11 protein-coding genes are annotated in these 12,734 nt (G+C 57.6%); 9 read left to right on the forward strand and 2 right to left on the reverse strand.

Annotation, left to right across the window (positions count from 1 at the left end; all coding sequences use genetic code 11):
• The first annotated feature begins 61 nt into the window (after positions 1-61).
• The 5 genes from CWI35_RS13880 to CWI35_RS13900 all read left to right on the forward strand — a co-directional run bounded on the left by CWI35_RS13880 (position 62) and on the right by CWI35_RS13900 (position 6,395).
• The gene (locus CWI35_RS13880) at positions 62-1,438 is read left to right on the forward strand and encodes an isochorismate synthase (protein WP_011232348.1); all 1,377 of its coding nucleotides are present in this window, start codon (positions 62-64) and stop codon (positions 1,436-1,438) included.
• On the forward strand, positions 1,431-3,164 hold the full coding sequence (menD, locus tag CWI35_RS13885) for a 2-succinyl-5-enolpyruvyl-6-hydroxy-3-cyclohexene-1-carboxylic-acid synthase (protein ID WP_014196609.1): 1,734 nt from the start codon (positions 1,431-1,433) through the stop codon (positions 3,162-3,164). The genes CWI35_RS13880 and menD overlap by 8 nt, the downstream gene beginning before the upstream one ends.
• A gap of 11 nt (positions 3,165-3,175) precedes the next feature.
• Positions 3,176-3,988, forward strand: coding sequence for a 2-succinyl-6-hydroxy-2,4-cyclohexadiene-1-carboxylate synthase (gene menH / locus CWI35_RS13890; protein ID WP_020278047.1), 813 nt, complete (start codon positions 3,176-3,178; stop codon positions 3,986-3,988).
• Complete coding sequence (gene menB, locus CWI35_RS13895) at positions 3,989-4,807, forward strand: 1,4-dihydroxy-2-naphthoyl-CoA synthase (protein WP_011232345.1); 819 nt, start codon at positions 3,989-3,991, stop codon at positions 4,805-4,807. It abuts the gene before it with no gap.
• Between the two features lie 115 nt (positions 4,808-4,922).
• Entirely contained in the window at positions 4,923-6,395 is a 1,473-nt protein-coding gene (locus tag CWI35_RS13900) for an o-succinylbenzoate--CoA ligase (RefSeq protein ID WP_011232344.1), read from the forward strand.
• A gap of 306 nt (positions 6,396-6,701) precedes the next feature.
• Here CWI35_RS13900 and CWI35_RS13905 read toward each other — a convergent pair whose 3' ends face one another.
• On the reverse strand, positions 6,702-6,899 hold the full coding sequence (locus CWI35_RS13905; RefSeq protein WP_011232343.1) for a hypothetical protein: 198 nt from the start codon (positions 6,897-6,899) through the stop codon (positions 6,702-6,704).
• A 65-nt stretch (positions 6,900-6,964) separates the two neighbouring features.
• Positions 6,965-7,126 (reverse strand): DUF1540 domain-containing protein, encoded by a 162-nt coding sequence (locus CWI35_RS13910; protein WP_011232342.1) that lies wholly within the window; start codon positions 7,124-7,126, stop codon positions 6,965-6,967.
• Between the two features lie 328 nt (positions 7,127-7,454).
• Here CWI35_RS13910 and CWI35_RS13915 point away from each other — a divergent pair, with 328 nt between their 5' ends.
• The 4 genes from CWI35_RS13915 (at position 7,455) to CWI35_RS13930 (ending at position 12,534) form a co-directional block, all read left to right on the forward strand.
• Positions 7,455-7,745 carry a DUF2325 domain-containing protein gene (locus CWI35_RS13915; RefSeq protein ID WP_011232341.1) on the forward strand — a complete coding sequence of 97 codons (291 nt, stop codon included), beginning with the start codon at positions 7,455-7,457 and terminating at the stop codon, positions 7,743-7,745.
• Between the two features lie 18 nt (positions 7,746-7,763).
• Complete coding sequence (locus CWI35_RS13920; protein ID WP_013524470.1) at positions 7,764-8,252, forward strand: hypothetical protein; 489 nt, start codon at positions 7,764-7,766, stop codon at positions 8,250-8,252.
• Positions 8,253-8,400: 148 nt separating this feature from the next.
• A complete protein-coding gene (locus CWI35_RS13925) occupies positions 8,401-10,479 on the forward strand; it encodes a hypothetical protein (protein WP_011232339.1) in 2,079 nt (692 codons plus the stop codon).
• 96 nt (positions 10,480-10,575) lie between these two features.
• Positions 10,576-12,534, forward strand: a complete 1,959-nt coding sequence (locus tag CWI35_RS13930) for a beta-propeller fold lactonase family protein (protein ID WP_119878016.1) — start codon at positions 10,576-10,578, stop codon at positions 12,532-12,534.
• Positions 12,535-12,734: the final 200 nt, after the last annotated feature.

A 12,734-nucleotide genomic window follows, 5' to 3' on the forward strand; every position in this document is an offset into this window, starting at 1 on the left:
ATTATATTATAATGGGAAGTGGGGATGGAGGGGGAATTTTACGACAGAAAGCGTGAGGAACGTGGCGATTGGATTTCGACATCACCTGCAGCAACAATTGCATAGATTGGCGGTGAATGCAGGGCGGCCGTTTGTCAGCTGGGCGGAACCGTGGGAGGGCGTTGATCCGGTTTCTTTTTTTATGCAAGGGCCGTCATGCGGCTTCCGCGAACGGTTTTTTTGGGCGGATCGAACCGGAGGCACGATATTGGTCGGCCTCGGCTCCGTTTATGCGATCGAAACGGAGAAGGCCGACAGCCGGTTTGATGACGTGGAAGCGGGCCGGCGCCGATGGAAGAAGGAGATGGAGCCATACGGCGCGGCCGATGCGCCGCCGTTATTGTTTGGCGGATTTTCGTTTGACCCCTATCGGCCGGGCACCGACATGTGGCGCGGCTTTCCGGCCGGGAAGCTCGTGGCGCCGGCCGCGCTTCTTGCCGTAAGAAACGGCAAAACGACGTTGACCGTCACCGTCCCAACGGACAAAAGAGGACGGGACTGGGAGCGGGTCGGGCGCTTGCTTGAGCGGATCAGCGACCCCATGGCCGCTCCAAAGCGGCTTCCGCGCCTTGTGTCAGACGAAGAAGAAGAGAAAGAACGATGGTTGGCGGCTGTTCGCGAAGCGATCGCCTCGATTCGGGCGGGGGCGTTGGACAAGGTGGTGCTCGCCCGCGCTCGGCGCCTGGCGTTTGCCAAAACGGTGGATGCCGCGGCCGTACTCCAGCGGCTTCGCGAGCAGCAGCCGTTTGCTTACATTTTTGCGTTTGAACAGGACGGCCGCTGTTTTATCGGGGCTTCCCCTGAGCAGCTTGTCCAAAAAGAAGGGAAAATGTGCCGGTCGGTTTGCCTCGCCGGATCGGTGCGCCGCGGGGCCGATATGGAGGAAGACGAGCGGCTTGGCGCTTGGCTGCGGGCAGATCGAAAAAACAACGAAGAACATCAGTTTGTTGTGCAAATGATCGGCCGCTTGTTTTCTTCCGTCTGCGAGACGGTCGAGATGCCGCCCGCACCGCAGCTGCTCAAGCTGCCGCACATCCAGCATTTATGCACTCCGGTTGTCGGCCGTGGCTGCCGCGAGCGCTCGGTGCTCCGCTTAGTGGAAATGATGCATCCGACACCCGCGCTCGGCGGAACGCCGCGCGATCGAGCGCTGGAGGTGATCCGCGCCCTTGAGCCGCTTGACCGCGGATGGTATGCAGCGCCGATCGGCTGGGTGGATGGCGAAGGCAATGGGGAATGGGCGGTCGCCATTCGCTCCGCCTTGCTCGCCGGGAAGGAAGCCATGCTGTTTGCCGGCTGCGGCATTGTCGCCGATTCCGACCCAAACAGCGAATATGAAGAGACAAATGTGAAAATGGCCCCGATGTTATCGGCGTTGGGAGTGATGAACGATGGCTGATGCCTTGTCTGTTTATGCAGCGGCATTGGTGGACGGATTGGCGCAGGCCGGGGTGACGGAGGCGGTGATCAGCCCCGGTTCGCGCTCGACGCCGCTTGCGATGGCGATGGCGGCCCACCCTGGCCTTCGACTATATATGAATATCGATGAGCGGTCGGCCGCGTTTTTCGCCCTCGGCTTGGCGAAAGCGAAGCAGCGTCCGGTCGCGCTCGTATGCACGTCCGGAACGGCGGCGGCCAACTATGGGCCCGCGGTTGTCGAGGCATACTATTCGCGCGTGCCGCTCGTGGTGCTGACGGCCGACCGGCCGCATGAACTGCGCGATGTCGGGGCGCCGCAGGCGATTGATCAGCTGCACTTATACGGACGCTACGCCAAGTGGTTTGTGGACTTGGCGCTGCCGGAAGAGGCGGATGATATGTTGCGATACGCGCGGACGATGGCGGCAAGAGCCGTCCAAACGGCCGCCGGTGCACCGTGCGGGCCTGTGCATGTGAACGCGCCGTTTCGCGAGCCGCTTGTCCCGCATATCGATGAGGCGGTTTGGGAGCGGGTGCGGTCTGTTTCGAGAGCGCCGCAAGTGTGGCACGGCCGCCCAGCGCTGCCGCAAGAAAGCGTATCGGCGCTGTATGAGCAGCTGTCGGCGGCGGAACGCGGGTTGATCGTCTGCGGGCCGCTCGATCGCCCTGGGTTTGCCGAGGCGGTCACCGAGTTGGCGCGGGCGCTTGATTTTCCGATTTTGGCTGATCCGCTTTCCCAGTTGCGCGCCGGTACGCATGACAAAACGTACGTGCTGGACAGCTATGACGCCATATTGCGGGAGGAAACCGCCGCTTCCAAGCTTGTGCCGGATGTGGTGCTTCGGTTCGGCGCCATGCCGGTGTCGAAGCCGCTCTTTTTATGGCTCAAGCGCCATCGCGCGATTCGTCAAATTGTTGTCGACGACGGCGGCTGGCGCGATCCAACGTTGTCCGCGGACAGCTTCGTTCAGAGTGATGAACTGATTCTTTGCCGCCAGCTTCTTGAATGGGCGAAACCGAAAGAAAACAAAAGCGCGTGGTCGGCGATATGGCTAGAGATGAACGCGATCGCCCGCGCGGCGCTTGAGCGCCATCTGCCAAAAGAAGAATGGTTTGAAGGGAAAGTGTTCACGGAGCTTGCCGATTTGCTTCCAGCCGGGGCGGCGCTGTTTGTCGGCAACAGCATGCCGATTCGCGATGCGGATACGTTTCTCTTTGCGACGGACAAGCCGCTTCGCGTTTTGGCCAACCGCGGCGCCAACGGCATTGACGGAGTCGTCTCGAGCGCCTTGGGCGCAAGCGTTGCCGCGAACCCGCTTGTGCTGGTGATCGGCGACTTGTCGTTTTACCACGATGTAAATGGCTTGTTGGCGGCGAAGATGCATTCGTTGTCAGCTACCATTGTGTTGTTGAACAACAACGGCGGCGGCATTTTCTCGTTTTTGCCGCAGGCGCGCCATAAAGGGGCGTTTGAAACGCTGTTTGGCACGCCGACGGATTTGTCGTTTGCCCACGCCGTCGAGATGTACGGCGGCCGCCATACGGTGCCGCACAATTGGGCGGAGTTCCGCCGCCATGTATCGGAATCGCTGTCGTCAGGCGGGCTTCATGTCATTGAAGTGCGCACGTCGCGCGCGGAAAATGTCCGAATGCATCGATTGTTGTGGAACGAGGTTGCTCGGGAAATCGCGAAATGTCTCGAATGAAGAGGATTGGCATGACCATGATGGTGAATGGGGTTTGTTACCATGTGGAACAATACGGAGAAGGAGAGCCGCTTCTGTTGCTTCACGGGTTTACGGGCAGCGCGGACACGTGGCGGCCGCTCGCCCCGTTTTGGCCGGACTTCCGTGTGATGGCCGTCGACTTGTTGGGCCATGGGCGGACCGAGGCGCCAAAGGACGCCCGACGGTATCGGATCGAACACGCGGCGGCTGACTTGGCGGCGCTCCTTGACGAATGGGGCGTCGAACAAGTGAACGTGCTCGGCTACTCGATGGGCGGCCGGCTCGCGTTGGCGTTCGCCGTTTGGCATCCGCGCCGCGTTCGCCGCTTAGTGCTGGAAAGCAGTTCGCCCGGCTTGGAGACAGAGGAGGAGCGGCGCGCGCGGCGGGAAGCGGATGAGGCGTTGGCGCGAAAGATCGAAACGGAAGGCGTCCGTGCTTTTGTCGATGATTGGGAAAAAATCCCGCTGTTTGCCACTCAGCAGACGCTCCCGGATCCGGTGCGAGCGGCGATTCGCCGCGAGCGGCTCCGCCATACGGCAACGGGGCTTGCCAACAGTTTGCGCGGGATGGGGACCGGCGTGCAGCCGTCGTTTTGGGAACGGCTTGGCGAACTTGCCATGCCTGTGCTCCTTGTTTGCGGGGAGCGCGATGAGAAGTTTTGCCGCATCGCCGCCCAAATGCACGAGCGGCTGCCCAACAGCGAACTTATCTGTGTAAAAGGAGCCGGACATGCAATTCACGTGGAACAGCCCGGCATTTTTGCTAAAATAGTAAGTGAATTCATGACAAAGGGGGAAGTGTAAATGCCGTTTGAATGGGTGAAGCAGTACGACTATGAGGATATTATTTACGAAACGTACAACGGCATCGCCAAAATTACGATCAACCGTCCGGAAGTACATAACGCGTTTCGGCCGAAAACGGTGAACGAGATGATCGATGCGTTTACGAAAGCGCGCGATGATTCGAATATCGGCGTCATCATTTTGACCGGCGCCGGCGGCAAGGCGTTTTGCTCGGGCGGGGACCAAAAAGTGCGCGGCCATGGCGGCTATGTCGGCGAGGATGAAATTCCGCGCCTCAATGTGCTTGATTTGCAGCGGCTCATCCGCGTCATTCCGAAGCCGGTCATTGCGATGGTCGCCGGCTATGCCATCGGCGGTGGGCATGTGCTTCATGTCGTATGCGATTTGACGATCGCCGCGGACAACGCCATCTTCGGCCAAACCGGGCCGAAAGTGGGAAGCTTTGACGGCGGCTATGGCGCCGGTTATTTGGCCCGCATCGTCGGCCATAAAAAGGCGCGGGAAATTTGGTATTTATGCCGTCAGTACACGGCGCAAGAAGCGCTCGAAATGGGGCTGGTCAACAAAGTCGTGCCGCTTGAGCAGCTTGAAGAAGAAACGGTCAAATGGGCGCAAGAAATTTTGGAAAAAAGCCCGACGGCCATTCGCTTCTTAAAAGCGGCGTTCAACGCCGACTCCGACGGCTTGGCCGGCATCCAACAGCTCGCCGGCGACGCGACGCTTCTCTTCTACACGACCGAAGAGGCGAAGGAAGGAATGCGGGCGTTCAAAGAAAAACGGAAGCCGGACTTCAGCCAATTCCCGCGCTTCCCGTGATGAGAACGAAGAAGCAGCTTGATGGCGCGTCAAGCTGCTTTTTGTCGCTTTTCCGAAGGGAGGAATCCTTTCGCTGGCCGTCGGCGGAGGAGGGGGCAAGAAAGGAGGACGCTAGATGACAACGATGCCAAACTGGCTGAAGCAGCGGGCGTTTTTAACCCCGGAGCGAATCGCCGTGAGCGACGGGCGGCGGACAAAAACGTTTGCCGAATTGTATGAAGCGGCTGCCGTCTGGGCGCGGCGCCTCGCTCAAGCAGGCGTCAAGGAAGGAGATATTGTCGCCTTGCTGATGAAAAATCGCATCGAGATGATCGAGATCATCCATGCGTTGTTTTTTCTCGGCGCCCGCGTCCTGCTGCAAAACGTGCGCCTTACGTCCTATGAGCTTGGCTGGCAGCTTGATGACAGCGGCGCGCGGCTTGCCATCGCCGATGAGGAGCTAGCCGGGAGCCTTGACGGCGATGGACGCGTTCTGACTGTGGGCGCGGTTGCCGCGCTTCCGGAAGTGGACGTCTCCTTAAAAGAAACGTGCGATTTGGAGGAAGTCGCCACGATCATGTATACGTCCGGGACGACCGGCACTCCGAAAGGCGTCTTGCAAACGTACGGCAACCATTGGTGGAGCGCGGTCGGTTCGGCGCTCAATTTAGGCTTGCATGAGCGCGACTGCTGGCTGGCCGCCGTGCCGCTGTTTCATATCAGCGGCCTGTCGATCGCCATGCGCAGCGTCATTTATGGCATGCCGATGCGGCTGCAAACGTCATTCGACCCAAAGGAAGCGAACGAATGGATCATGCGCGGCGACGTGACGATCATGTCGGTCGTGGCTGCCATGCTTCAGCGGATGGTGGCCGAGCTCGGGGAAGCGCGCTACCCCGATACGTTCCGCTGCATGCTGCTGGGGGGCGGGCCGGCGCCGCGCCCGCTGCTTGAGGCATGCAAAGAAAAGGGCATCCCGGTGTACCAGACATACGGGATGACGGAAACGGCGTCGCAAATCGCAACACTCGCGCCGGAATACAGTTTGACGAAGCTCGGTTCGGCCGGCAAGCCGCTTTTTCCGGCGGAGCTTTGCATCCTAAAAGACGGAAAGCCGGCTGCGCCGCATGAAGCGGGGGAAATTGTCGTCAAAGGGCCGAATGTGACAAAAGGATATTGGCAACGCCCGGAAGCGACGGCGCAAGCGATCCGCGGCGGCTGGTTTTTTACCGGCGATATCGGCTATCTTGATGAAGACGGATTTTTGTACGTCCTTGACCGCCGTTCTGACTTGATCATTTCCGGCGGCGAAAACGTCTATCCCGCTGAGGTGGAGGCGGTGCTGCTGTCGCATCCCGATGTGGAAGAAGCCGGGGTGACGGGCGTCGAGAATGAAACGTGGGGGCAAGTGCCGTATGCGTTCGTCCGCCTGAAACGCGGAGCGTCGCCAGACGAAGCGGCCCTTCGCGCGTTTTGCCGCGAGCGGCTGGCGAAATATAAAGTGCCGGCCCGCATTTACTTCGTCGACGAACTGCCGCGCAACGCCGCGCAAAAACTGCTGCGACGCGAACTGAAAAGGCTCATTCCAAAAACGGAACAAACCTTTTGATAGGAGTAGAAACACCTGTTCGGAAGCAGAAAAGGCAGGGCCTCGCCTAAGTCGAGGTTCCTGCCTTTTTGCCGCTGCCATTCCCGCGGCGTTCCGACCGGGAGGCATGGCGTTCGCCGAATCGAAGCCCTTGCTTTTAGACCGCTGCGATCCAGCTTCATCCGTCCGCTTTGTCCCCTGTTGGAGGACGGCAGTCAAACGTCATTCCTTGCACGGCCGATTTCCATCGCGCAGATGGAAACATAGGGATGGCCATCCAACGTCGTTTTTTGCTCCACCTGGCGTTTGTTCCGAAATGGACGGCCCTCAAACGTCATCCATCCACCCGAGTTCAGCGGCCCGATGGGCGATGAGCCGTTCAATCTCAGGTGGGAGTTGATCAAACGAACCGAACTCATAATCCCACAAACGGGCGAAGGAGTCGATGCAAGCTGGGTATGTTCCTAAAGCGGCCCGCTTCATTTCCGTTTGCAGCGCTTGAATGAGGCTGGCGCGTTTGTCCATCGTCATCCCCCTCGAACGATGCAAGCGCCGCCCGGTTGGCCGGGCAGCGCCTCGTTGGTCTCGCATCATGCTTTATGGGCCGGAACAAACGTTTTGCAGTCTGTTTCCGTTGAATCAGACGCCATTTTTCCTGCATGGCTGACCACGTAAATGGCTTCAGCGCTGCAGCGATTCCCTTCTGCCCAATAACGGCAGTTGTGCACTTCGCAAAGAACATCTTTCGCCATGGTCATCCCCCTTGTCGTGATGAAATCGCCCGCCTCTATAGTTTGACGCATTTGCAGGCATTTTATCCATCTCTAACCGAGAAGACTCCCGCTTCCATGATCAACGGAAGCAGGGGTAATCGGCGGCTTCCATCATGGTTGTTCTCCCACGCCGCCCCAAATATAAAAGAAGGACTTCGCGCAGAAATGGCGTTTCCTTCTTTACCATCGTTGAAGCGGGGGCTCATCGCCCCAAAAAATGATGAAAATATCTCTTGTTATAATTGACATAGAAAATCATTCTCAATTAAAATAAAAAAGAAAGAAGCGAGCAAAGGAGGCTTTCGTGATGGCATCACTGCTTGTTGTCGGAGCCGATCATTTAGGCCATATTACCGATAAATTGGAGCGTTCCGGATTCCGGGAAATCATTCATCTCAATGGACGAAAAGTGAATATGGTGAGACGTGACATTCCGGAGCATGTCGACGCCATATTGGTCATGATCGATTACGTGAACCATAATTTGGCGAAGAAAGTGAAAGAGAAGGCGAAAAGCAAAGACAAGCCTATTTATTTTGCGAAACGGTCATGGAGCTCGATAAACGCTGTATTGGAGCAGCTGGAAAAACATGCATGAACAAACAGGAGGCGAGCCATGGTGCCTATCCATCACGAGACGTTGGATGTCTGGCCGTATGCGCTGCGCCGGTTTCTTCGCCGCGTCATTCAAGCGTATTGCGACACCGCTCCTTCGCTGCGGTCGCCGCTTTGCTTGCTTCGGTTGATTGATCAGCACCGTTCGCTCCTTCCTTTGTCGATGTTTCCGACGCCGTTGCATTACGGACTTGTGCTGGCCAAGGTGACGGATCATTTGCTGCAGTTTTTCGGTTCGATGGAAGAGGCGGCATGCAAGCCGCTGCTGCTGGCGGACGGCGGATTGGGCGAAGAAGCGGATCGGGAGTTGTACATCGTTTACCGCGACCGGGTTCGTGTGCTGCTGTGGTGTGAGGAAGAGGAAGCCATTCGGCGATGCAAAGAAACGGCGTCGTCCTTATGCCGCAAAACAATCGGACGTTGTCCGAACGAACTGGAATGCTGCTTTTTATGGACGGGCGGACGCCGCATTGAGTGGATTCCGGCTTAAGGGAAGGAGAAAAGAGGCATGAAAAGCGTCTTTCTCGGGTGGAATGTGATGGAACGGATTCCGGCTTGAATGAAGGGGATCGCCGGCGTATAATGAAATAGGTTGAAAATGAAAATCGTTATTTTTAAATAAAATGGGGGAGCAAGTCATGAAACGCATGCCTTGGAAAGTCATGGCCACGTCGGCGGCGGCCTCGCTGCTTTTGGCGTCCGGCTGTTCCGCCGTCGGGGAGAAAGAGAACGGCCGTTCAGCGGAAGCGCCGCGCCTGCACGTGCCGGTGGCGGACGATCATTTTGATACGGCCGGCAATATGTTTGCCTACTCCGAATTTGAGCTGTCCGGAGAGCCGTTGGCGGAAGGGCTCGGGCTTGATTTGGACACCCTTGACGCGAGAAAGCCGGATGAGCCGACGAAATTTGACTATACGGCCGGCATCGAGTCATACGAGTATTCCGAAGAAGCCATGTATGAGGTGACGGAAAAGTCAGGGCTCGGGCTCCATCTCATAAACGGCCCGATCGCCAAGCAACGGGCCGAACAGCGGCATAAGCCAGCCGATGAAGCACTCGCCGACCGTTTTTATGAGCTTGCGGACAGCGTCGGCTATCCGCGCGAGGAAATTTTCCGCAACATGTTCCCGACCTTCATCGAGTACGCCGGCGGCGATCCGCATTATGCGCAAAAGGTTGACACGGACGTGTACGCGGAAAATGACGACGGTACATACGTTCCCGTCTATCAAGTCGATTTCCAATCGCTTCGCTGGGATCGCGGAAAAATGGACAAAGTGCTCACGCCATCGGCTTACGGCGGTGTCTTTTTGAAGCAAGCGCTTTGGGCCGGCGACTTTTTGGGCAATTTTCATCAAAAAGACAGCGATGAAGAGGTGGAGGCGAAAACGCCAAACGACGATCAAAGCGGGAACGTCGCTCTTGGCGTCAGCTCCGCCGACGGGATGCAAGGGATGATTTTGACGGAACAAATATGGAACAAGCTGGCTTTTATCCGTGACCATTTATTTTATGATGCGAAGCAGCAGGCGTTGACGAAGGCAGCCGGCAGCCGTTACGACCCAAGCGGAGGATTCGTCTATTTGCCGCACGCGGTGGAAGTGGCTGAAAGGGGAAGCGAGCTGGCGCCGGATGCCGCGAAGTTGGTCGTCAAAGATCCCCGCAGCTTGCTTGAGGACCAATGGCTCATGCTATGGCCGGCGGCGGAGTTTTTCGGCATGACCGACCAGCGGCCGGAAAACAAAAATCAAAACCCCGCGTTTTTGGCCGTGTTTGACGGAAAACCGTTCCCGAAAGCGGCAAAAGAAAATGTGGATGCCGATCCAGCCAACGACCGTGTGGCCGACGACCCGTATTCCGTCAACCGCGACGTGCTGCTGCAAGTGTTCCGCAACATCGATGCCATGCATTTCAATGAAAAAGCGGGCGCGTTTGTGACAGAACATGACGGGCGAACGCAAGGAAATCGGGTCGATACGTTCCAAGCCGGCTATACAATGGAAGCGCTCCGCATCTTCGAACGGGCGATTGACGGGATGCCGGTCGGCTATGCGAGCGGAGAGAGCGCCAAAGGGCTTGGCACGCCGGAAGGAAAGCGGGCGCTTGAGCTCATCCGCCGGCAAGCGGATTTTATCATGCACAACTTGATGCGAAAAGACGGGCTTGTCGCCAACGGCTATACGATCGGCCAAGGGCCGGATCAAGACGAGCCGACGCTTCTTGCCCAGCTTGGTGCGATCCGCGGGCTGACGGCGGCGTTTTTGGCGACGAAAGACGAAGCGTACCGCGATGCGGCGCGCCTTGTTTATGAGGCGATGGACCGCCATTTTTGGGATCAAAAATGGCACGTGTACCATACGGGAGAAACAGAGGACAAGTACACCCCGTGGCTCGCCGGCGCGTTGTCGGGGGTGTTCCGCGTGGCGCTGCAAAACTTGAACAACGACCAAGCGGATGAGACGGCGAAATCCCTTGACCGCGAAACGATCATCTCCCGCTACGTCGACTTTTACGACCGGATCGTCGATGGCCCGACGCTTCAGGAAGGGATGCAGGCAAGCGAGTTTTGGGATACGGGAGATGTCTACATCAAAGGGAAAAAATTGGGCAACACTGACCGCGACCATGTGCCGCAAGTGCAGGCGGCCGGCGGCCCATACGGCGTGGCGCCGGTGTTGCGGACGGTCAAGGTCAATGTTGGATCCGGCAACAAATAACAGAAAGAAAGCGGCGAATACGATTGAGATTCGCCGCTTTTCTTTGTAAAATTGAGGATGGTTATCATTTTCGTGAAAAAACGGGGGAATATTGAAATGCGAAAATGGTGGTTCGCCGCGGCGATCGCCGCGCTGTTGGCCGGCTGTCAGGACGAAAAGGCATGGCATGAGCAGCCGAAAGTGGTCAGACACGCCCCGGCGCACGGCGACAACATCGCCGTAAGCAGCGACGGGCGCTATGTCTACACCGCCAACATCGATGTGGATACAGTGACAATCATCAACGCGAAAACCAAAACGAAGGAAGCGGAAATTCCCGTCGGCCGCGAACCGCGCCAGCTGGCGCTCAGCCCGGATGGACGGACGCTGTATGTTTCCTGCATGTACGATGATGAAGTGGACGTCGTATCGCTTGACAAGCGGACAGTCGTCGACCGTTGGAAAACGGGGATCGAGCCGTTCGGCATCGTCACCAGTCCAGATGGGGAGGAAGTATATGTCGCCAACTACCGCTCGGGCACGGTCTCGGTGTTTGACGCTGAGAGCGGGAAGCGGACCAAAGACATCCAAGCGGGCGATCGGCCGCGGGCGCTGGCGCTGACAGCGGACGGAAGGAAGCTGTACGTGACGCAATATTTGGCGGCTAAAGTCACCGTGATTGACACAAAGAAACGGCGGGCGGTCAAGGAAATCGCCCTCGCCCCGTCGCCGGACAAAGCCGATCGAAAAAAGAGCCAAGGCATTCCGAACACGCTTGAGCAAATCGTCATCGCCCCGGACGGCAAAAAAGCGTATATTCCGCACTTATTGACGAACATCGATACGCCGATCCAATTTGAGGAAACGGTGTTTCCGGCCATCTCGGTCATTGATGTGACGAACGACGTTGAGTTGCCGGACGAGCGGAAAGAGCTGTTTGCCGCGATCAATGTCACTGATGTTCATAACGAGACGATCATCGTCTCCAATCCGTACGATGTGGCGTTTTCCCCGGACGGCGGCAAAGCGTACGCGGTCATGTCTGGAAGCGAGGACCTCGTCGTCTTTGACTTGCGCCGCGGCGGCAAGGCGACGCAAATTTTGCGACGCATCCACGGCAACAATCCGCGCGGGATCGCGATTTCGCCGGATGGGAAGACGCTTTACGTCCACAACGCCATGAGCCATGATTTGGCCGTGATCAAAACCGGAGGAAAAAGCCCATATGCGAAAGCGAAGCAGGAGAGCGGCACGATCCGCCTCATTGCGAAAGATTCGCTCTCCCCGCTCGTGCGTGAAGGAAAAACGATCTTTTACAGCGCCAACAGCGACGAGTTTGCCATCAACATTACAGGAAACAATTGGATGAGCTGCGCTTCGTGCCATAGCGACGGCGACATCAACGGCTTGACGCTCATGACGGCGAAAGGGCCGCGCAACGTGCCGAGCAATATTTTGGCGACGAAAACTGGGCTGTTTATGTGGGATGGTTCGCGCGACGATTTTACCGACTACATTCATACGGTGCAAGGCGAGATGGGCGGCATGACGGCGATCGACCCGTCCAAGCCGCTGCCGCCGAAAGTCCAGCATATGTTTGACGCCATTCTCGCCTACTTGAACGACCCGCGTTCGTTCCCCGTGCCGAAAAGCCCGTATCGAAAGGCGGACGGCAGCTTGACGGCGGAAGCGAAGGAAGGGGAGCGCCTGTTTAACGGGAAAGGGAATTGCTTAAGCTGCCATGAGGGCGAGTATTTCACCGACAGCGTCAAGGCGGTCGGGCCGGACGGGAAATTGACGACTGCCAATACCGCCTACTTGCACGATATCGGCACGGCCAATCCGAAGGACCGCGCCTCCAAAGGCGACGCCCGCGCCCGGTTCACAAACCCGCGGACGCCCAAACAGTGGGATACGCCGACGCTGCGCGGCGTATGGGCGACAGCCCCGTATTTGCATGACGGCAGCGCGAAAACGATCGAGGAAGCAATCCGGCGCCATCGGACGAAAGAAGTGCAAACATTGACGCCGGGAGAAATTGCGGCCATTGCGGCCTATGTCCGCTCGCTGCAATAGTGAGAGTGATGGGTGAGGAAAAGGGTGCTTTTCTTTCTGCAGGGCAGAAGATCGCACGTCATAAAGGAAGGTGTCCCACGCTCGTTGGGGACACCTTTTTCCTTGTTATTTTGGCCGTACATAGCGCTTATCGTGCATAAACAAACGCCAGAAATAGACGAAGCCGGGAAACAAAATGAGAAAGCCCACGAATCGAAAGA

Source organism: [Bacillus] caldolyticus (genome assembly GCF_003595605.1).
GTDB lineage: Bacteria > Bacillota > Bacilli > Bacillales > Anoxybacillaceae > Geobacillus > Geobacillus thermoleovorans.

Bases quoted from the DNA above. Each gene is read 5' to 3' on its own strand.
- CWI35_RS13925 (WP_011232339.1), top strand. From the start codon at position 8,401: ATGAAACGCATGCCTTGGAAAGTCATGGCCACGTCGGCGGCGGCCTCG.
- menB (WP_011232345.1), top strand. From the start codon at position 3,989: ATGCCGTTTGAATGGGTGAAGCAGTACGACTATGAGGATATTATTTAC.
- CWI35_RS13930 (WP_119878016.1), top strand. From the start codon at position 10,576: ATGCGAAAATGGTGGTTCGCCGCGGCGATCGCCGCGCTGTTGGCCGGC.
- CWI35_RS13910 (WP_011232342.1), bottom strand. From the start codon at position 7,126: ATGGCGAAAGATGTTCTTTGCGAAGTGCACAACTGCCGTTATTGGGCA.
- CWI35_RS13900 (WP_011232344.1), top strand. From the start codon at position 4,923: ATGACAACGATGCCAAACTGGCTGAAGCAGCGGGCGTTTTTAACCCCG.
- CWI35_RS13905 (WP_011232343.1), bottom strand. From the start codon at position 6,899: ATGGACAAACGCGCCAGCCTCATTCAAGCGCTGCAAACGGAAATGAAG.
- CWI35_RS13920 (WP_013524470.1), top strand. From the start codon at position 7,764: ATGGTGCCTATCCATCACGAGACGTTGGATGTCTGGCCGTATGCGCTG.
- menD (WP_014196609.1), top strand. From the start codon at position 1,431: ATGGCTGATGCCTTGTCTGTTTATGCAGCGGCATTGGTGGACGGATTG.
- CWI35_RS13915 (WP_011232341.1), top strand. From the start codon at position 7,455: ATGGCATCACTGCTTGTTGTCGGAGCCGATCATTTAGGCCATATTACC.
- menH (WP_020278047.1), top strand. From the start codon at position 3,176: ATGACCATGATGGTGAATGGGGTTTGTTACCATGTGGAACAATACGGA.